Origin of the sequence: Spirosoma flavum, assembly GCF_042686045.1 — a bacterium.
GTDB classification, from domain to species: domain Bacteria; phylum Bacteroidota; class Bacteroidia; order Cytophagales; family Spirosomataceae; genus Spirosoma; species Spirosoma flavum.
The window spans coordinates 947613-966190 of the sequence record NZ_JBHUOM010000001.1 but is presented as its reverse complement, the minus strand read 5'-3'; the positions used below and the strand labels follow the sequence as shown (position 1 = coordinate 966190).

The 18578-nt window shown below is 47.1% G+C and carries 18 protein-coding genes; 14 read left to right on the top strand and 4 right to left on the bottom strand.

The features are described 5' to 3' along the window. Nucleotides 1–186: 186 nt before the first annotated feature. Nucleotides 187–648: a GNAT family N-acetyltransferase gene (locus tag ACFS25_RS03890; RefSeq protein WP_381497090.1), complete on the bottom strand. Its 462-nt coding sequence runs from the start codon at nucleotides 646–648 to the stop codon at nucleotides 187–189. A gap of 4 nt (nucleotides 649–652) precedes the next feature. Beyond that, on the bottom strand, nucleotides 653–1147 hold the full coding sequence (locus ACFS25_RS03885) for a MarR family winged helix-turn-helix transcriptional regulator (RefSeq protein WP_381497089.1): 495 nt from the start codon (nucleotides 1145–1147) through the stop codon (nucleotides 653–655). Nucleotides 1148–1381: 234 nt separating this feature from the next. Here ACFS25_RS03885 and ahcY point away from each other — a divergent pair, with 234 nt between their 5' ends. The 6 genes from ahcY (at nucleotide 1382) to ACFS25_RS03855 (ending at nucleotide 7902) form a co-directional block, all read left to right on the top strand. After that, nucleotides 1382–2692: an adenosylhomocysteinase gene (gene ahcY / locus ACFS25_RS03880; protein WP_381497088.1), complete on the top strand. Its 1311-nt coding sequence runs from the start codon at nucleotides 1382–1384 to the stop codon at nucleotides 2690–2692. Between the two features lie 412 nt (nucleotides 2693–3104). Next, the gene (locus ACFS25_RS03875) at nucleotides 3105–4349 is read left to right on the top strand and encodes a hypothetical protein (RefSeq protein WP_381497087.1); all 1245 of its coding nucleotides are present in this window, start codon (nucleotides 3105–3107) and stop codon (nucleotides 4347–4349) included. 83 nt (nucleotides 4350–4432) lie between these two features. Beyond that, nucleotides 4433–5173, top strand: coding sequence for a 5'-nucleotidase C-terminal domain-containing protein (locus ACFS25_RS03870; RefSeq protein ID WP_381497086.1), 741 nt, complete (start codon nucleotides 4433–4435; stop codon nucleotides 5171–5173). Next, nucleotides 5151–6110, top strand: coding sequence for a metallophosphatase (locus ACFS25_RS03865; protein ID WP_381497085.1), 960 nt, complete (start codon nucleotides 5151–5153; stop codon nucleotides 6108–6110). Before ACFS25_RS03870 ends, ACFS25_RS03865 begins: the two co-directional genes overlap by 23 nt. 134 nt (nucleotides 6111–6244) lie before the next feature. Further along, on the top strand, nucleotides 6245–6931 hold the full coding sequence (gene purQ, locus ACFS25_RS03860; protein WP_381497084.1) for a phosphoribosylformylglycinamidine synthase subunit PurQ: 687 nt from the start codon (nucleotides 6245–6247) through the stop codon (nucleotides 6929–6931). A 401-nt stretch (nucleotides 6932–7332) separates the two neighbouring features. Further along, nucleotides 7333–7902 (top strand): type 1 glutamine amidotransferase domain-containing protein, encoded by a 570-nt coding sequence (locus ACFS25_RS03855; protein WP_381497083.1) that lies wholly within the window; start codon nucleotides 7333–7335, stop codon nucleotides 7900–7902. A 59-nt stretch (nucleotides 7903–7961) separates the two neighbouring features. Here ACFS25_RS03855 and ACFS25_RS03850 read toward each other — a convergent pair whose 3' ends face one another. Next, complete coding sequence (locus tag ACFS25_RS03850) at nucleotides 7962–9743, bottom strand: ABC transporter ATP-binding protein (RefSeq protein WP_381497414.1); 1782 nt, start codon at nucleotides 9741–9743, stop codon at nucleotides 7962–7964. 260 nt (nucleotides 9744–10003) lie between these two features. Here ACFS25_RS03850 and nusB point away from each other — a divergent pair, with 260 nt between their 5' ends. The 8 genes from nusB (at nucleotide 10004) to ACFS25_RS03810 (ending at nucleotide 17475) form a co-directional block, all read left to right on the top strand. Then, entirely contained in the window at nucleotides 10004–11140 is a 1137-nt protein-coding gene (gene nusB / locus ACFS25_RS03845) for a transcription antitermination factor NusB (RefSeq protein WP_381497082.1), read from the top strand. Between the two features lie 125 nt (nucleotides 11141–11265). Beyond that, nucleotides 11266–11568: a YtxH domain-containing protein gene (locus ACFS25_RS03840; protein WP_381497081.1), complete on the top strand. Its 303-nt coding sequence runs from the start codon at nucleotides 11266–11268 to the stop codon at nucleotides 11566–11568. Between the two features lie 114 nt (nucleotides 11569–11682). Then, on the top strand, nucleotides 11683–12135 hold the full coding sequence (locus ACFS25_RS03835; RefSeq protein WP_381497080.1) for a DUF1573 domain-containing protein: 453 nt from the start codon (nucleotides 11683–11685) through the stop codon (nucleotides 12133–12135). An 11-nt stretch (nucleotides 12136–12146) separates the two neighbouring features. Further along, entirely contained in the window at nucleotides 12147–12470 is a 324-nt protein-coding gene (gene yajC / locus ACFS25_RS03830) for a preprotein translocase subunit YajC (protein ID WP_381497079.1), read from the top strand. A 3-nt stretch (nucleotides 12471–12473) separates the two neighbouring features. Beyond that, the gene (locus ACFS25_RS03825) at nucleotides 12474–13172 is read left to right on the top strand and encodes a YbbR-like domain-containing protein (protein ID WP_381497078.1); all 699 of its coding nucleotides are present in this window, start codon (nucleotides 12474–12476) and stop codon (nucleotides 13170–13172) included. Between the two features lie 69 nt (nucleotides 13173–13241). Continuing rightward, nucleotides 13242–13850 carry a dephospho-CoA kinase gene (gene coaE / locus ACFS25_RS03820; protein ID WP_381497077.1) on the top strand — a complete coding sequence of 203 codons (609 nt, stop codon included), beginning with the start codon at nucleotides 13242–13244 and terminating at the stop codon, nucleotides 13848–13850. A 52-nt stretch (nucleotides 13851–13902) separates the two neighbouring features. Beyond that, nucleotides 13903–15570 carry an amidase gene (locus ACFS25_RS03815; protein ID WP_381497076.1) on the top strand — a complete coding sequence of 556 codons (1668 nt, stop codon included), beginning with the start codon at nucleotides 13903–13905 and terminating at the stop codon, nucleotides 15568–15570. A gap of 453 nt (nucleotides 15571–16023) precedes the next feature. Next, entirely contained in the window at nucleotides 16024–17475 is a 1452-nt protein-coding gene (locus ACFS25_RS03810; RefSeq protein WP_381497075.1) for a DUF937 domain-containing protein, read from the top strand. A 64-nt stretch (nucleotides 17476–17539) separates the two neighbouring features. On the opposite strand, the gene ACFS25_RS03805 is transcribed toward ACFS25_RS03810, so the two are convergent. Then, nucleotides 17540–18451, bottom strand: coding sequence for a nucleotidyltransferase family protein (locus ACFS25_RS03805; protein WP_381497074.1), 912 nt, complete (start codon nucleotides 18449–18451; stop codon nucleotides 17540–17542). Nucleotides 18452–18578 lie beyond the last annotated feature (127 nt).

Genomic DNA, 18578 nt, shown 5'->3' with positions numbered 1-18578 from the left:
GAGTTATTTTTACGTAGCAAAGACCCGTAAGGGTTGCTGTACGACGTAAAGATATGCAGTTGTTTGCGACACAGAGTCAACTATTTTGCAGAATGTGTGTGGTGGAAAAGTTCTGACCGCTAATGTGCCAAAATACGCTACCGACTAAACAGGAATCGGCAGAACTACTAACTTAAGTGTCTCAATTTAGAGCGTCATTTCCATCCGAATATCGGCGCGCGAGTAGGGTGTTGGCACGCTGGGCACTTCACAAAAACCTACACTCGCATACATCGTCAGCGCGGGAGTAAGTATTCGATTGGATTCGAGCCAGACGGTTTTAATTCCTAATTGTCGAGCGTAGTTAATAGCTGCCAAGCATAGTTTTCTGCCAATACCTTTGCCCTGAGCACTCGGCGAAACCGCCATTTTAGCCAGTTCAAAACCTGTCTCTCCCATATTGACCATGGCCACACAGCCAACAATTTCATCGCCAATCCCAGCAAAAAAAATCTGGTCATCGTTCGGCATAATATGTGCTTCAGGATGATCTAACTGTTCGAGGTCGTGCGGTTCGACCGTAAAAAAGTGTGAAATCCAGTTAACATTCAAGCGTTTAAAATCGGGCTGATACTCAGGTGAATAAGGAATAATGTAAACGTCATTCATGTCATTACAATAAGTTAGTGTTACGAGTCAATTGATCCTGAATCCGATCAAAAAAGCTTCGATCGGAAAGTTGCGCTTCCATTTCCTGAAGCGACAGCAATAGATTATGCGTCTGATGGGCTAACATACTTTTATTGACAGCAATGAATGCATCAAAGAGCGGCTGAAGTTTGGGTAACATGGCTTGGCCGGCCTCACTCAGTGTCAGTAACCGCTTGCGGCCATCCTGTTCTGACTTAGCGGATACAATGAGACCGTGCTTTTCGAGTTCATTAATCACCTGAATTACCGCCGGATGAGTAATGCCTAACCGGTCGGCAATTTCCATAACAGCAACGGGTCCATGTTGAGAAATCAGAACGAAAATGGTTGCCCAGCGCACATCGAAATCCAAGCCTGTCTGCCGATAAGTCGCCGTTACACCCTGCCAATAAAGGTCACTTAATCGCCTGAGTCGGCTGGCAAGCGCCAACTCAGCCATTCCAGCCATAAAATCCATATTATGTAAGAACTTACGTAAGTTCTTACATAATTAGCATAAGTTTAAACTGAAATCAAGTAAGTAGCCTTAAATTTTTCGCCTACATAATTTTTCCGCTTGCTAAAGTAGTTGTCCTTCAGATAGGGATTCTGCCTTACACTCCTTATTTTTGCACTTTCCTAAGAAATCAACTCGCGAAGGCAGTCGTTTTTATGGCTATACAAACGCTCCTTGGCATCTCAAAAATCAACTATGCAAACGTCAACCTACGTCCCATATAAAGTAAAGGACATCGCGCTGGCCGAGTGGGGCCGCAAGGAAATTAAACTTGCTGAAGCCGAAATGCCGGGTCTGATGGCTCTCCGTGCCGAATACGGTCCTTCGCAGCCCTTGAAAGGTGCACGCGTTGCCGGTTGCCTGCACATGACCATTCAAACGGCCGTGTTAATTGAAACACTGGTCGAACTGGGTGCCGACGTAACCTGGTCGTCATGCAATATTTTTTCGACACAGGATCATGCCGCTGCTGCGATTGCTGCCGCTGGCATTCCGGTGTATGCCTGGAAAGGTATGAATGAAGAAGAGTTCAACTGGTGCATCGAACAAACGCTGTTCTTCGGCGAAGATCGTCAGCCATTGAATATGATTCTTGATGATGGTGGCGACCTGACCAATATGGTTTTCGATGTATATCCTGAGTTGATTCAGAATATCAAAGGCTTGTCTGAAGAAACGACTACCGGTGTTCACCGCCTGTATGAGCGCATGAAAAACGGCACGTTGCACCTACCGGCTATCAATGTTAATGACTCGGTAACTAAGTCTAAATTTGATAACAAGTACGGTTGCCGCGAATCGCTGGTGGATGCTATCCGCCGGGCTACCGACCTGATGCTGGCTGGTAAAGTAGCCGTTGTTGCCGGTTACGGAGACGTAGGCAAAGGTTCGGCGGAGTCGCTTCGGGGTGCTGGTTGCCGCGTTTTGGTAACAGAAATTGATCCTATTTGTGCCCTGCAAGCCGCTATGGATGGTTTCGAAGTTATTCCTATGGATGAAGCCGTACCCCGCGCCCAAATCTTTGTAACGGCAACCGGTAATGTAGGTATCATCAAGGCTCGTCACTTCGAGGCTATGCGTGACAAAGCTATTGTCTGCAACATTGGTCACTTCGATAACGAAATTGATATGGCCTGGCTGAATCAAAACTACGGTCAGACGAAGAGCCAGATCAAACCACAAGTGGACATGTACGAGATAAACGGCAAGGACATCATTGTGCTGGCCGAGGGTCGTCTGGTAAACCTTGGTTGTGCTATGGGTCACCCTTCCTTTGTTATGTCGTGCTCGTTTGCCAACCAGACTCTGGCGCAACTTGAACTGTGGGCCAACTCAGACAAGTACGAAAACAAAGTGTATGTGCTGCCTAAAATTCTTGATGAAAAAGTAGCTGCCATGCACCTTGCTCACGTAGGTGCCCGGCTCGAACCACTTGAGCAGGAACAGGCCGACTACATCGGCGTACCGGTTGCAGGTCCGTTCAAATCAGATATGTATCGGTATTAGTAGATGTATAATTTGTGCGTCAGCACCCTAAAAAGTGTACATCGTAAGTGACTAGGCGCGGCTTCGGAAAGGGAGCCGCGCTTTTTTTGCGTTAAATTTGCTAGTATTGGCCTAAGGAAACGATGTTCGACCATGATATTCCCGCTCAATCCTACTATATACTGGAATGATCGCCTGACAGACAATAAATTTTATGCAGTCTGTCAGGCGAATTCTTCACTTCGCCTTGAACGCGAGGCAGATGCCAGATTATTTTTGCGTTGCCCGACAACACAAAAACGAGATTGAGGAATGTTGATTTGATCAGTAAAATTGATCTATCGCAAAAGAGGAGAAATACCAGCAGAATGGCGTTCGGTTAGGCTGGGTATTGATTCACTTAATCAGCAAACAACAATTTGCCGCCCCAACAGTGACCCTGAAACCAAAGGTTTGCGATGAATTGAGCGGTAAAGATGTACTTTCAGGTTTCCATAATACGATTAAGCGATTTACTGTAACGATACTCGAAATGAAGCGCCTGCTCCTCGTGCTGCTTTTGTCTCCCCTGCTCAGCTCGGCGCAGGCGACGATTGATACGCTGCACTGGCAAGCAACCCGGCGCTTGCAACTGGCTGATTTTCACTCACCAACCCAACCTGGGTTGGGCGGGTCCGAGTTTTACTATCAGATTGGCTATGAAGTTCGGGCAACGTCAGTTTGGAGTCAGCCTGCCATTGATGCCTTCTGCCTGATGTTTCGTAACTTATCTTGGGTATCAGAAACCGCTCGCAATGAACGAACATTAGCATATAATCAGGTCTTGTTTGATCTGGTAGAAATACATACCCGGCTGATGAAAGCCAAACTGATTGCGCTTCGCACTGACCGACACTTCAAACAACAGGCTACTCAAATTGAATACCTGACTAACGCCGAACTGGGTGCTGAAGTCAACCGGTTTCGGGCCGAAACGGGTGGTGGCGATGATTTGCCAGTGCTAAAGCGCTGGCAGCTACAGGTGGCACAACGCTTCTATGATACACCCGATTTAGTGACAACCTATCATTCATCGAAAATAGGTTACGGCTTGTTCATGGGTGTAGGTGGTGTTTTACCAACGGGTCCGCTTGCGCAAACGCTCAACCCATCGGCAGGCATTGGATTTGGTTTGGATATTGCCTTCCAGCGAACGATGTTACTCCTCCACCCAACCCTGTATAATGGTAGCCTACGGTCGGGGTTTTCACTCCATAATCAGACTTGGGACAAAGACATGACCGTCAGTTCAACCTTATTTGAAGTGGGTCTGGGCCATGTTATAAGCGACTCCCCCCGTAGTCGGCTGATTCCATACGTTGGCTATCGGTTGCTCGACCTATCCCCGCGAGACCATACCGACGAACGCTACAAAGGTTTATCCTTACTCAACCACGCACCAGCTATCGGAATTATACTTGATATTAAGTTGGGCGATAATACCCGCAAGCGCGACCGCTCGGAGGATAGTTTTTGGTTTGTGCGGACAAAGATATCGTACAGTCCTCTTCTGGATGTGCAGTCTTTTTCAGGCGGCCTGATTAATATGCAAATTAGTCTGGGCGGATTTAGTCGGGTTCGTAAAGTGACTTACATGTCCGAGCACACCCTTATTCCTTTACCGGGCAATAGCCTTTAAGGTTGTTATGGCACAGGTTGACAGTGGTTTCTAACAATTTGTTAACACATGATTGCGCAGACTTTCCGAACTTGCCGTTTCGTATGAAAAAACACTTACTGCTACTGGCTCTGGCTGCCTTGTCGGCCTGTAACCCGAGCTATCATCTTACCAATCGGACGGCGAACCGCATTGGCGTGGACTCGCTGGCGGCTGCGTCGGACAGTAGCGTTGCTAACTTTCTGCAACCTTACCGGCAAGGTCTCGACAAAACCATGAATGAGGTACTGGCCCACTCGACCGGGCGCATTGAGAAAGGCCAGCCCGAGGGGCCGCTCAATGATTTGCTAACAGATGCCCTACTTCAACAGGCTGCCCAACGCTATGGAAAACCAATTGACTGTTCGCATCTCAACTACGGTGGTATTCGGAGTAATTTACCAGAGGGAAATATTACAATTGGCTCCATCTTCGAAGTAATGCCCTTCGACAATCAGCTAATAGTGTTGACCGTTAAAGGAGATATGCTCCAGCAATTGCTGAATCATTTCGCCAAAGGGGGCAAATTAGTTGTGGGTGGATTACGGGCTAAAATACATGACGAGCAAGTACAATCGGTTACGTTCACAAATGGGCGAACACTCCAGCCTAGTGAAACGTACACCGTTGTCATGAGCGATTATGTAGCCAACGGGGGCGACGAAGCCGGTTTTTTGAAGAATCCCGTCAAAAGCGAGAACATTAATTATCTTATGCGGGATGCCTTGCTGGATTATTTCCGGCAGCGGGGCAAAACCGGTCAACCTATTAATCCCGTTTCTGATGGACGCATTAGTATCGAATAGACGGCAATTTCTGAAACTACTAGGCACAACTGCTGTGATCGGCTCAGTTGCGCCAACTGTGCTGGCCCGCCCTGCATTAACCAGCAGTACTGTACGTAATAAATTAACATCGTTGACTATTTTGCACACCAACGATGTGCATAGCCGATTGGACCCGTTTCCAATGGATGGGAGTCGGAACGCGGGTAAGGGCGGGGTTGCTCGCCGGGCCACGCTCGTCCGACAAATACGGCAGGAACAAGTGGATGGTCGCCCTCGCAACGTACTGCTATTCGACGCGGGTGACATCTTTCAGGGAACACCTTATTTCAACTTGTATAAAGGCGAACCCGAAATCTTGGCTATGAATCGGCTCGGCTACGATGCCGGGACCATCGGAAACCATGATTTCGACGGTGGTATTGACAACATGGTCACGCAATTTGGCAAGGCCAGTTTTCCACTGATTATTGCCAACTATGACTTTAAAAACACCGTGATGGATGGGCGGACAATGCCTTACAAAGTGTTTGACAAAGACGGTGTTCGGATTGGGGTTTTTGGCCTTGGAATTAAACCCGAAGGACTGATTCCTAGAGACGCGTACAAGGAAACGAAGTATCTGGACCCCATCGAAATTAGCAGCGACATTGCGGCTAAATTGCGTAGTGACAAAAAGTGCGATTACGTCATTTGCCTGTCTCACCTCGGTTTTAAATACAATGAACCAACCGTTTCCGATAATGTACTGGCGGCTAAAACCAGAAATATCGATCTTATCATCGGCGGCCATACGCACACATTCTTAGATGCCCCGGTTGCCGTTAACAATCTCGACGGGCAGCCCGTCTGGATCAATCAGGTTGGGTTTGCCGGTATTAATCTTGGCCGAATTGATTTGGCATTTGAGCAGGGGAAAACCATTTCCAGCGCAGGAAAATCAGTGGAAGTGAAATAGGTTCGATACGAGTAATCAGGCATTTCCAACCGACTAACATGATCATTCAGGTACACTCTACCCTATATCAGTGGTAGAAGTAGCGATTGAACTGTTATCTTTGTGTATTACATCGATTTAGCAATCTCCCCGCTATGAAATTTGGCGTTGTTGTTTTTCCCGGCTCTAACTGCGATCAGGATGCAGTAGACACGCTGGAACTAATGGACCAGGAAGTTGTAAAACTCTGGCACAAAGAGCACGATTTGCAGGGCTGCGATTTTATTATTTTGCCCGGCGGATTTTCTTACGGCGATTATCTTCGCACGGGCGCAGTAGCCCGGTTCTCACCAATTATGAACGAAGTTATTGCTCATGCTAACCGGGGCGGCTACTTAATGGGAATCTGCAACGGTTTCCAGATTCTGGCCGAAGCGCGTCTAGTGCCGGGTGTCCTGCTTCAGAATAGCAGTCAGAAATATGTTTGCAAAAACATTTATTTAAAGCCCGAATCAACCGATGCTTTGCTCACGGCAGGATTGGATCAGGCAGCCTATAAGATACCTATTGCTCACGGCGATGGTCGGTATTTTGCTGATGCGGATACGTTGAAAGCACTAAATGACAATAATCAGGTGCTGTTTCGTTATTGCGACGAAACCGGAGCCGTTACTGAAGCCGCCAATCCAAACGGAAGTCTAGAAAATATTGCGGGTGTGACTAATAAAAACAAGAACGTATTAGGACTGATGCCTCACCCGGAACGAGCTTCAGACCCCTCGCTTGGCAATACCAACGGGCGGCTGATTATGGACCAGATCCTGAAAGCGGTCCTGGTTTAATTCATCTGCTGAGAAAATAATTAAGTATCAAGAAGCCCCTTCTGAACATTCAGAAGGGGCTTCTTGATTAGGTACACCCAATTAAAAATTAGGCATTTGTTTTTTCTTCCAGCTCAGAGTAATCAGCTTATACTTTTCCGTCAGTGTTGTACAACGTTGTGAAATCAGGCTGGCTTAGCTCGGCACCGGTTTTCAAGCGCTCTACGGAATTCGGTAATAGCACCCGTTGCGCTCTCGCACGAGTTAAAATTCATAATACAAACGTGACAGAAAACGGCTTGTTAAGGCGCAGTATTCAGGCATATCAGGCTTCAGGCCCACAATTTACATCTTACTAGGTCGAAATAACCTTCTGCTTATTTCTATAGTTGCTATAAGCATAACCAACTTCTTAACGTATTATGGAAACGCAGCAACGATTGAAGGGAAAGAAGGTAGCGATTCTGCTAACCGATGGATTCGAACAGGTTGAAATGACCGAACCACGCAAAGCATTACAGGATGCTGGTGCCGTTACGCACTTAATTGCCCCTAATGGCGGAGAGGTTAAAGGATGGGATGAAACAGAGTGGGGCGATAGCTTCCCCGCCGATTTACCCCTTGCCGGCGCTGATCCAAATCAGTACGATGCTCTATTATTGCCCGGTGGGGTGATGAACCCCGATAAACTCCGGACGGAACCCAAAGCAGTACAGTTCGTTCGACATTTTTTTGAGTCGCATAAGCCTGTAGCTGCCATTTGCCACGCGCCAATTATGCTCATCGAGGCCGACGTTGTTAAAGGACGGAAGCTCACTTCTTATCCCTCAATTCAGACAGATCTCCGTAATGCCGGTGCCAACTGGGTAGACGAGGAAGTAGTGACGGATCAGGGGTTGGTAACGAGCCGAAAACCAGCCGATATACCCGCTTTCAATCGCAAAATGATTGAAGAAATTCAGGAGGGTAATCACCAACGACAACATGCATAACCAAAAAAGGCCGATCCACTGGATCGGCCTTTTTTGGTTATTCTAATTTACACTCTCTATCAGGCTTCTTCTGTCTGCAACTGTTTTTCATACAGTTCCCGATAGGCTCCGCTTTTGGCTAGTAATTCCTGCTGGGTACCTTCTTCGATAATCTCGCCCTCGTCAACCATGATGATGTAATCGGCCAATTTCGCGGAGGAAACCCGGTGCGAAATCACCACCGATGTGCGGTCGGCCATGATGCGCTGAAGGTTGTTCAGAATGATGTTTTCCGTATTCGTATCTACCGCCGACAGACAGTCATCCAGAATTAGAATCTTTGGGTCGCGGGCAATAGCGCGGGCAATACTAAGGCGCTGCTTCTGCCCACCCGACAAGGTAACACCCCGTTCGCCAACGCGCGTTTCAAATTGTTCCGGGAAGTCTAAAACGTTCTGATATAAGTCGGCATCCCGAATAGCCTGATCTACGCGTTCCTGAGGCAGGTCGGGTTTGCCAAAGCGGACATTATTACTGATCGTTTCAGAAAACAGGAATACGTCCTGAGGCACGTAGCCCATTTGTTCCCGCAAGGAGGTCAGGTTGTAATCTTTAAGCGGGATACCGTCTACGCGAATCTCGCCCGATGTTACGTCATACATCCGAGTTAGCAGGTTAGCCAGTGTACTTTTTCCCGAACCAGTCGTTCCCAGTATCGCAACGGTTTCACCCGCCCGAATGTGCATCGAGAAGTTCTTAATGGCGACAATACCCGAATCGGGATAAACGAATCGGACGTTTTTAAACTCTACTTCACCGTTTATCGTGTGACGAATATTTTTCTGCGATACGATATCGGTTTTAATATTCAGGAACTCATTAATGCGCTGTTGCGAGGCAGCCGCCCGTTGCGTTTGGCTAGTTGTCCAGCCGAGCGCCATAACGGGCCATGTAAGCATATTTACGTATAGAATAAACTCGGTAATGTTCCCCGGCGTCAGTCGTCCGGCTATGATTTCCTGTCCACCAACAAAAATCACCAATACGTTACTCAGGCCCACCAGAATGGCGACAATAGGAAAAAACAGCGAATCGACCCGAGTTAAACTCAGTGATTTACTGCGGTATTCATCACTTTCAACTTCAAATTTTGCAGCTGAATTAGTCTCCTGTACAAACGCCTTCAGCACACGAATTCCCGAAAAAGCTTCCTGCACATAGGTCGAAAGCCGCGATAAAGACCGCTGAATTTCCTCTGACCGACGAATAATAATGTTATTGACGATATAAATTGCCACCGACAGAATCGGCAATGGCAATAATACGTACAAGGAAAGTCGGGCATTAATGCTCACCATGTATGTAATGACCAGAATAAACAAGATAATCAGATTCAACCCATACATGATACTCGGCCCGACGTACATGCGAACCTTACTCACATCTTCCGAAATACGAGCCATCAAATCGCCGGTGTTGTGCTGGCGATAGAAGCTAAGCGGCAAGGTTTGGTAATGATTATAAATCTCATTTTTCAGATCGTATTCAACGTGTCGCGACATCACAATTAATGTCTGACGAACCAAAAACAGAAAGAATCCCTTCAGCAACGCCAGTACGAGCGTTAACACGCCAAACAGTAAAATGCTGAACGCAAATACGTCGTACAAAGACGATTGTAGAGGAGATTTGTCGTAGAGATAATATATGTCCAGTGTCTCACGCACTAAATCGAGTGCATAACGAACCAACTGCGCCGGAAAAATGCCAAACAGGTTTGAGATAGCGGTAAAAACCGTTCCCAGAATCAGATACCACTTGTATTTGAGAAGGTATTTATTAAGATAAGAAAGTGCTTTCACAGTACGGCCAAACAGCGTTTTGTTCGTAACCGACCAAAACAGCGAAAAGTTGCAAGCCACTAAGTAGTGAACACATAGTCAAGTTTTTCTTTCCCGTATTAGTTACTGATTATTGTTCACTGCTCACTGATAACTGGTTTACTGTTGATTATCGACGGAATAAATCGTAATTTTGCACCCGATTTAAGAAGTTCTTTTCTTACTGGTAGCTATTAGACTTAGGCGGGATGCTCAACAGGCGACTACTCCGAATAAAGGTCATGCAGGCGTTATACGCCCTTCGACAGGCCGAATTCTCCAATCAACAATTAGCCATAGATGGCATCAATGATTTATTTCAACCCGACCTAAACTCGATGCTGCCGCAGAATAAGCGGCAACTCGAAGGCTATCGAAAGCTCGCTGGTCTACTGTTTGAGGAGGCTATCAAGACAGACAAAACGGCTCAGGACGACGATGCACCCAGAAACGTGCTCAAAGCGGCTAACGACGGTTTTGTATTCTACCAAATTCGTACTAGAAAAGATCGGCAGCACCTGGCACAGATGATGCTGAAGCAGGTAAACGGCATCTACGACGATTATCTGCGCGTTTTACTACTGCTTATTGAGCTCGGCCACGCGGCTCGCATTGATAGTGAGCGCCAATATCGCAACGTTGACGAGACACCATTTCCGTTCGAATCGAACCTGAACGACAACACCGTTGTGAAGGCGCTGGCTGAACACCAGCCGCTCATCAATGAAGCCGTCCGGCATGGAATTTCGTGGACTGATGATCTGGGGTTTGTTCGTAAGGCGTTGCACGAAGCGCTGAAAACTGATGAGACTTATCGGGCCTACTGTGACCAACGGACGCATACTATAGATGAAGATCAGGCATTGGCACAATACGTGCTACGAAGTCTGATATTTAAGCATGAAATTATTCGCGATCACTTGGCTGAGATTGACTTGAGTTGGACCGAGAACAGCGATGTGGTGCGGGGATTATCTATCAAAACGCTAAAATCTGCTCAAAGCCCAACGGGTTTGCAACTCGAACCACTCACCGACGATTGGGAAGAAGATGAATTATTTCTGAACACCTTGTTTGAGAAATCAATTGAAAACGACGCGGATTATGAGCAACTGCTGGCTGACCAACTTCAAAACTGGGATGTTGAACGGGTAGCCATGATTGACAAAATTATTCTCAAATTAGCCGTTTGCGAATTGCTCAATTTCCCAAACATTCCGGTCAAAGTAACGATTAATGAATATATCGAGCTGGCAAAGGCATACAGTACGCCTAAAAGCGGTAAATTTGTCAACGGAATTTTAGATAACCTTTCCGAGAAGTTACAATCATCGGGCCGTCTGCGTAAAAGTGGCCGTGGGTTACTAGACAATAAATAAATGAGTTCGTAGTCTGTACCGGGCCGCCGGTACGGAGTAGCATTTTTAGGCATCGGACAACTAATCGATGTATGAATACTGTAAACTCTTAACGACACGATACAAACCACAAACTGTTTTTTCAAATGAGCAGAATTGGCCGTGATTTAACCTTTTTGCTGACTGGTATTGCTGCCGGGTCCCTTTTGGGATTGCTGTATGCGCCCGACAAGGGCAAAATTACCCGTGATCGACTGTCGTTCCGATTGTCGAAATACAGAGAGCAAATTAATCAGTTACTAACCGATTTAAGCAAATCGGTGGAACTACCCGAAAATTCATCGAAAAACGAGGGACAGCGTGTAGTTAATGACGCCCGCGAAAAAGCTGAACGATTGCTGGAAGATGTGGATAGGCTAATGGCTCAGATCAAACAGCAAAACGCCTGACAGTTGAGTTAAGTAATTTGGGCTGGGCCACCGTAAGTTTGTCATTTGCGTTAGTTTACTGACAAAACGGCGAACTACCCGGTAGCCCGGCTCAGACCTTAAACTTCTTTAATAATGTGCAGTAAGAATTACCTATTATTAGTGGCTTTAGCCGGAATAAGTTTTGGACAGATTAGCTGCGATAACCGTCAGCAAAGTCAAGCGTCGAAAGAAACAGCTTCGGCAAAAATGCCCAAAATTACGTTTGCCGAAAAAGGTATTCACGACTTTGGCACACTCACCGAAGGTGATACGGTCGAACACATTTTTGCCTTTACGAACACGGGAGAATTTCCGTTAATTATCAATAATATTACAGCTTCGTGCGGTTGCACGACACCCGACTGGCCACGGGAGCCGGTGGCTCCTGGTGCGAAATCGTCGGTGCGGGTACGCTTTAATAGTCGGGGCAAGAATGGTGAACAAAGCAAAACCATTACCATCTTTGCCAACACGGAACCGGCCATGACCGATCTGCAATTTAAAGCACTGGTAAAATCCAGGGCCGATTCTACCAAAACCTCATAACCCACCAACGTATGTTGTCAATTTTGTTACAGGGCCTAATGGGCGCCAACACCTCAATGATTTATAATGTGCTGCTTTGGGTAGCCATAATTGGTGTGTTTTACTTTTTCATGATTCGTCCGCAGCAAAAAAAGCAGAAAGACCAGAAGAGCTTTGTAGATAATCTCAAAAAAGGAGATAGCGTCGTCACGATTGGCGGGTTGCATGGCAGGATTGCATCAGTTGATGCAACGACGATTACGCTCGAAGTAGACAGGGGCGTTAAAATGACCTTTGAGAAAACCTCTATCTCTCGTGAGGCAACGATTAAACCGGTCGAAGCTGAGAAGCAATAGTGTGTGAACACCACCCAAAACGTCCGCTCGTTTCAACCCACCAAAGCTTTGCTTTGTATAGGAGCAGCCACGCTGTTCTGGTTTCTCAATGCCCTTAATAAACCAGGCTATACGCTCAATGTCGAGTATCCTGTCCGGTTTGTCTATGACGATTCGTTGTTCATTGCTACCTCACCTCTGCCGCACGCTGTGCGGGTCAATGTGTCGAGCGATGGATGGGGACTGCTACGTCATTCGTGGCTTCCCTTCCGAATTGACCCGGTAGACTACATTGTCAAGGATCCTCTGCAGGCAACAGCTATCAATACGTCTTCTCTGGCAGCAGCCTTGGCTGAACACGTTAAAAAACTGCACATCAATTACGTCGTTGCCGACACGCTCGCCATGAGTTTCGACCGGCGTATGACCAAAACGATTCGGTTAGTTGCCGATAGTCTACATATCAATCTGGCCCCTCGATATATGGTGTCGAGCGTGATAAACATGACGCCCCACACTATTGAGGTAGATGGTCCGGCTAGGTTGGTACGAGGTCTACCGGATACGCTATTGGTAAAGATTCCGCGCAAACGTATTTCCGATAATTACGATGAAGAAGTTATGGTAACTCAACTTCGCCATCCACTTTTGCATACCAGTTCCGAGCGCGTAGCAATCAGCTTTGAGGTCGGAGAATTGCTATCGCCCTTACCACAAAAATGATCTAACAAAATGGTGATTTAGTCTGGTATCGGTTGGATACCAGACTAAATCACCATTTTGCAAAAACATATGAAAGCTCCCCTTCAAATTGGCGTAACGGGCGGCATTGGTTCGGGCAAAAGCGTTGTTTGTGAGGTTTTTCGGGCATTGGGTATTCCCGTCTATCAAGCCGATGAGCGAGCAAAATGGCTTACCGAACATGATCCAATCCTAAAGGCCGACATCCGGCGGGTTCTTGGTCCCAATGCTTATGATTTGCTGGGTCACTACAATCGGGCCTGGGTTGCCTCACAAGTGTTTGCTGATCCTGTATTATTGCAACAGCTCAACAGCGTTATTCATCCTCGTGTAAACAGCGACACAACTGCCTGGGTAAATCAGTATGCTGATAGACCTTACGTGGTTAAAGAAGCAGCCTTGATGCGAGCCGCTGGGGATGACAATTCGCTCGATAAAGTGATTGTCGTACACGCTCCAGTAACCCTGCGTATTGAGCGTATACGCAAACGCGACCCCCACCGCTCCGAAGCCGAAATTCTAAATATTATTGAGCGTCAACTCAGCGACGACGAGCGTTTACAAATCGCTGATTATGTAATTGAAAACGACGAAAGCCGCTTGGTACTACCACAGGTGATTCGACTGCATGAGGTTTTTTTACAGCAAGTGGTCAATTAATGCCCATACTGCTGTAATTTGGGCTATTACTTCATCAATTAGCCCAAACAGAGTGAAACAACGCTTTACACTTCTTGCCGCCTGCGCCAGTAGCTTTCTACTGGGTGCATTTATCACCAATGACGACCCAAAAAAACCGCTGACCTCCGACATGGTTGAGGTAGCCGCACGCGTATTTGGGTTGGATTTCACCCCCGCCGAGCGGGATTCAATGCTCGACAATCTTAATAACGCCCGCAACAATTACGATGCCCTGCGCAAGATTGATTTACCCAATGATATTGCTCCGGCACTGTATTTTAACCCCCTTCCAGCAGGTTTTACTATGCCTACCGGCCCATCGTCGTTTAAAGCGTCGGTTTTGAGTAAGGTAGCCCTGCCGACAAATCGCGACGAACTAGCTTATTACACGGTCGGGCAGTTGGGCCAACTAATCCGAACAAAACAGATTTCATCCGTCGAATTAACTCAGTTTTTCTTAAATCGGCTGAAAACCTACGACCCCAAATTACACTGCGTTATCACCCTGACCGACGAATTAGCGCTGAGTCAGGCCAAACGCGCCGACGCTGAATTGAAAGCGGGAAAATACCGGGGACCGTTGCATGGAATCCCCTATGGTGCCAAAGATTTATTGGCAAAAAAAGGCTACAAAACTACTTGGGGGTCAGTACCTTATAAAGACCAAACGATTGATATGGACGCTACGGTTATTCGAAAACTCGAAGAAGCCGGGGCTGTACTGTGTGCTAAAATGACGTTGGGTGCATTAGCTATGGGCGACGTCTGGTTTGGCGGTATGACGCGCAATCCATGGAATCCAGCCACTGGCTCTAGCGGGTCATCGGCGGGGTCGGCGTCGAGTGTATCGGCGGGTTTATTACCCTTCGCCATTGGCACCGAAACGCTAGGATCAATCGTCTCTCCGTCAACGGTTTGCGGTACGACCGGCTTACGCCCAACCTTCGGGCGGGTGAGCCGTCATGGGGCCATGGCGCTTAGCTGGAGTATGGATAAAATTGGGCCCATTACCCGGTCGGTTGAAGATTGTGCCTTGGTATTCAATGCTATTTACGGCCCCGATGGTAACGATCCAACCGTTATGGCCGCTCCGTTCCGGTACGCACCGATGCTATCTTTAAAAGGAGTGCGGATTGGCTATGTAAGAAAAGCGTTTGAAAGTAACTATCCTAACCGGGCAAACGACTCCTTAACCCTGCAAACCCTTCGCAAATTGGGAGCCGACCTGGTGGCGTTCGATTTACCAACGGGTGTTCCGTCCAACAGAATTTCGTTCTTATTAAGTGTCGAGGCTGCTGCATCGTTCGATGAGTTAACCCGTTCAGGGCGTGATGACCAGATGGTACGGCAGACAAAAAATGCCTGGCCGAATGCCTTTCGTTCAGCGCGATTCGTACCAGCCGTTGAGTACATACAGGCCAACCGTGCCCGTACCAAACTCATTAACGAAATGGCCGAAAAACTTAAAACGACTAAAATCGATGTGTATATTTCCCCATCCTACGCAGGCGGCAATCTCACACTGACGAACCTTACAGGCCATCCATGCGTAGTGCTCCCCAATGGATTCACCAAACAAAACCTGCCCACCAGTATCACTTTTATGGGTCAGTTATTTGAGGAAGGAAAACTGTTAGCTGTAGCAAAATCGTATCAGGATGCTACCGAGTTTCACAAGAAACACCCGGTTATTGAGTAGGTATCTTGAGTAAGAGAGTCAAACGTTCCAATAGCACAGTTGGTTAATCTGACTCGAATTGCCGCTCAATATTAACGAAGCAGATCAAGCATTATAGAGAAACGCCCAAGCATATTTAGTAGAACCCTAGTGCCTGTTTATATATTCCCGCTATTGTCGATCGATCGACAATAGCGGGAATTATTTTATTTAGCTATCTCCGCACCCGTGACCAAAACACGCTTGTCCTCTAATTCGCAGTCTACTTCGGGAGAAATACAGGCAGATAAAACGGCAACAACTCCCTCTTGGTAATTGACTATAATCGCCTGTTAATCGAATCGTTAAGGATAACTACACACTACTTGCCATTACTCTTTTCATGAACATTTGTATGTAGTCGATGTTTCAGTAAAGAGATTTTAGAGACTTTCCTTAACCCGTTCAACCAATCAGTTAAACGTTCACGTTCCTATGGCAGAAAATCTGTTGGATTTAGCAAAGAGTTATCTAAGCGACGATGTCGTTAGTCAGGTTAGTACGATGCTTGGTGAAGATCAGCAAAATACGCAGAAAGCCTTTGATGGCGCATTACCCGCTATTTTTAGTGGCTTGGTGCAAAAGTCGGCTGAGCCGGGCGGTACAAGTTCTATAATGGATTTGATTGGCGAAGTGATGTCGCCAAACCGAGCGGCAGGCGAGGTAATTACCCCAATTGGCGGTATTCCAGCTCACTTAACTAGTTTGTTGGCTGACAGTACCGAGTCCAGCAGCCTACTGTCAATGGGAGCCAGCATCAGTCAAAGTTTATTTGGTGACAAAACGGGGGCTATTGCCACGGCTCTTGCCTCTTATAGTGGGGTGAAGCAATCATCAGCCTCATCGCTTTTGAGCCTTGCCGGACCAATTTTATTCAGTGTTCTAGGCAAAAAACTAGCTGACGATGAAATAGGTATATCAGGATTGGGTGGTCTACTCAGCGGCCAAAAAGCCAATAGTCAATCCGCTGTGCCGTCAGGTTTTGCTTCGTTATTAGGCAGTATACCAGGTTTGAGTCTATTTGGTGGGCTAGGTAGCAACATAAGCGATTTACCATCTCCTGCCGCTACGGTTCCACCCATTACGCGTGTTACGACGCCCCCTATACCTAACGACGTTCCGCCGGTTGCTCCAAGTCGCCCTACACTCGCACCCGTCAACACCGTCAATGACGTTCATTCATCAGATAAGGGTAATCGTTGGTTACCCTGGTTATTATTGGCATTGGGCGTGGCTGCGCTCTTTTACTTCATGCGTTCGTGCCGCAACGATGGTCAGGAAACAGCTCGAGGTACAGCCGATAGCGTTAGCGCAACCGTCGATAATATGGCTACCGGCGTGAGTGTAACGGCTGATTCGGCAGGTAGCAAAGTGGGCGCAGCGATGGATTCGGCAGGCAGTGCCGTGAGTGACGCAACCGCTAAGTTAGGCGCGTTCTTTAAACGTAAGCTGCCATCGGGCTATGAGTTAAACATTCCCGAAAACGGCATCGAAAACAATCTTGTGAAGTTTATTGAAGACAAAAGTCGCCCTGTTGATAAAACGACCTGGTTCAACTTCGGTCGGCTATTATTCGATACAGGCAAGGCAACGTTAAAGCCTAACTCAATAGAAGAAGTAAAAAACATTGCCGAGATTTTGAAGGCGTTCCCCGGTGTTGACATTAAAATTGGTGGTTATACCGACAATACGGGTAGTGCCGATATCAACAAGAAACTCTCTCAGGAAAGGGCCGATGCTGTCATGGCTGAGTTGGTGAAATTAGACATCGCTAAGTCGAGACTTGCGGCTGAAGGGTATGGACCTGAACATCCAGCGGCAACCAACGACACCGAAGCTGGTCGGGCAGAAAACCGCCGGATTGCGGTTCGGGTAACGAAGAAATAAACTTGATGCGCTATTTGAAAAAAGGGGCTTTCCTGTTCAAGAAAGCCCCTTTTTCAAATAGTATTTACCATAACTTAGCCGGATAAGCACCCGCTTCGTGTAGCTGTTTCAAGGAAGCCTGTACTACCGGTTTATCGTCGGGGTAGGTTACTCCAAACCAAGCTGAGTGGCTGCGAAATACTTTACAATGGCCCGTGTCAGTCTGAATCAGGTTGGTCATAACGGTTGGAATATAAAATTCGGCTTTGGGCGAATTAAAGTTAGCCAATGCGTAACTCTCGAACTGGTGCTGCAACAACGGAAATACACTCGGTTTGAAACCCCAGAAGTTCATCGAAACGGGGGTATCAGGTGCCAGTGGTGTTAAATCGGTGCCCTCTTCAAACACAATTTTCTTCTCGCCAGACGCGTTCTCCTGCTCATAAATTTTCGTGCGCTCAATAACTGACGTAAGATTACCATTCTCGGCCACCTCACAAACGCCCCTCGACACCGAACCATTCTCGGAGAGGGTATTCTTCACTTCATAACCAACCATTGCATGGAGTTGATCGTCGGTGTCAGTTTTCAAAAAATCACTAATTAGCTGAAATGCTTCAAGCCCATAAAAATCGTCAGCATTAATAACGGCGAAGGGTGTGTCCGTGTGATCTTTGGCACAGAGCATTGCATGACCAGTTCCCCAGGGTTTAGTACGAGTTACCAGCCCTAACTCAGCCGGAACATAAGAATCGAGTGCCTGAATGGCATAATCTACGTCGATTTTACCAGCTAATTTCTCACCAAAAACTTCCTCAAAATCCTGACGAAGTTCTTCCCGGATGATAAACACAACCTTGCCGAAACCGGCCCGAATGGCATCGAAAAGTGAATAATCTATGATGGTTTCGCCGTTCGGTCCAAAGTGATCGAGTTGTTTGACACCACCATAGCGGCTGCCCATACCGGCGGCCAGAATCAAAAGGGTAGGTTGCATTTCAGTTATCACCGGAACGCCGGTACGTTAAACAAGTAGTAGTCTTCAGTTGCGGCAAACGTTGCGCGCCCAAAAGTAAAAAAAGGGGATGGGCTTTACTAGTCATATCGAAAACGAATCAGGCGTA

Excerpts from the sequence above, each read along its gene's own strand:
- ACFS25_RS03890 (WP_381497090.1), bottom strand. The coding sequence starts at position 648 with ATGAATGACGTTTACATTATTCCTTATTCACCTGAGTATCAGCCCGAT.
- ACFS25_RS03885 (WP_381497089.1), bottom strand. The coding sequence starts at position 1,147 with ATGGATTTTATGGCTGGAATGGCTGAGTTGGCGCTTGCCAGCCGACTC.
- ahcY (WP_381497088.1), top strand. The coding sequence starts at position 1,382 with ATGCAAACGTCAACCTACGTCCCATATAAAGTAAAGGACATCGCGCTG.
- ACFS25_RS03870 (WP_381497086.1), top strand. The coding sequence starts at position 4,433 with ATGAAAAAACACTTACTGCTACTGGCTCTGGCTGCCTTGTCGGCCTGT.
- ACFS25_RS03865 (WP_381497085.1), top strand. The coding sequence starts at position 5,151 with ATGGACGCATTAGTATCGAATAGACGGCAATTTCTGAAACTACTAGGC.
- purQ (WP_381497084.1), top strand. The coding sequence starts at position 6,245 with ATGAAATTTGGCGTTGTTGTTTTTCCCGGCTCTAACTGCGATCAGGAT.
- ACFS25_RS03855 (WP_381497083.1), top strand. The coding sequence starts at position 7,333 with ATGGAAACGCAGCAACGATTGAAGGGAAAGAAGGTAGCGATTCTGCTA.
- nusB (WP_381497082.1), top strand. The coding sequence starts at position 10,004 with ATGCAGGCGTTATACGCCCTTCGACAGGCCGAATTCTCCAATCAACAA.
- ACFS25_RS03840 (WP_381497081.1), top strand. The coding sequence starts at position 11,266 with ATGAGCAGAATTGGCCGTGATTTAACCTTTTTGCTGACTGGTATTGCT.
- ACFS25_RS03835 (WP_381497080.1), top strand. The coding sequence starts at position 11,683 with ATGTGCAGTAAGAATTACCTATTATTAGTGGCTTTAGCCGGAATAAGT.
- yajC (WP_381497079.1), top strand. The coding sequence starts at position 12,147 with ATGTTGTCAATTTTGTTACAGGGCCTAATGGGCGCCAACACCTCAATG.
- coaE (WP_381497077.1), top strand. The coding sequence starts at position 13,242 with ATGAAAGCTCCCCTTCAAATTGGCGTAACGGGCGGCATTGGTTCGGGC.
- ACFS25_RS03810 (WP_381497075.1), top strand. The coding sequence starts at position 16,024 with ATGGCAGAAAATCTGTTGGATTTAGCAAAGAGTTATCTAAGCGACGAT.
- ACFS25_RS03805 (WP_381497074.1), bottom strand. The coding sequence starts at position 18,451 with ATGCAACCTACCCTTTTGATTCTGGCCGCCGGTATGGGCAGCCGCTAT.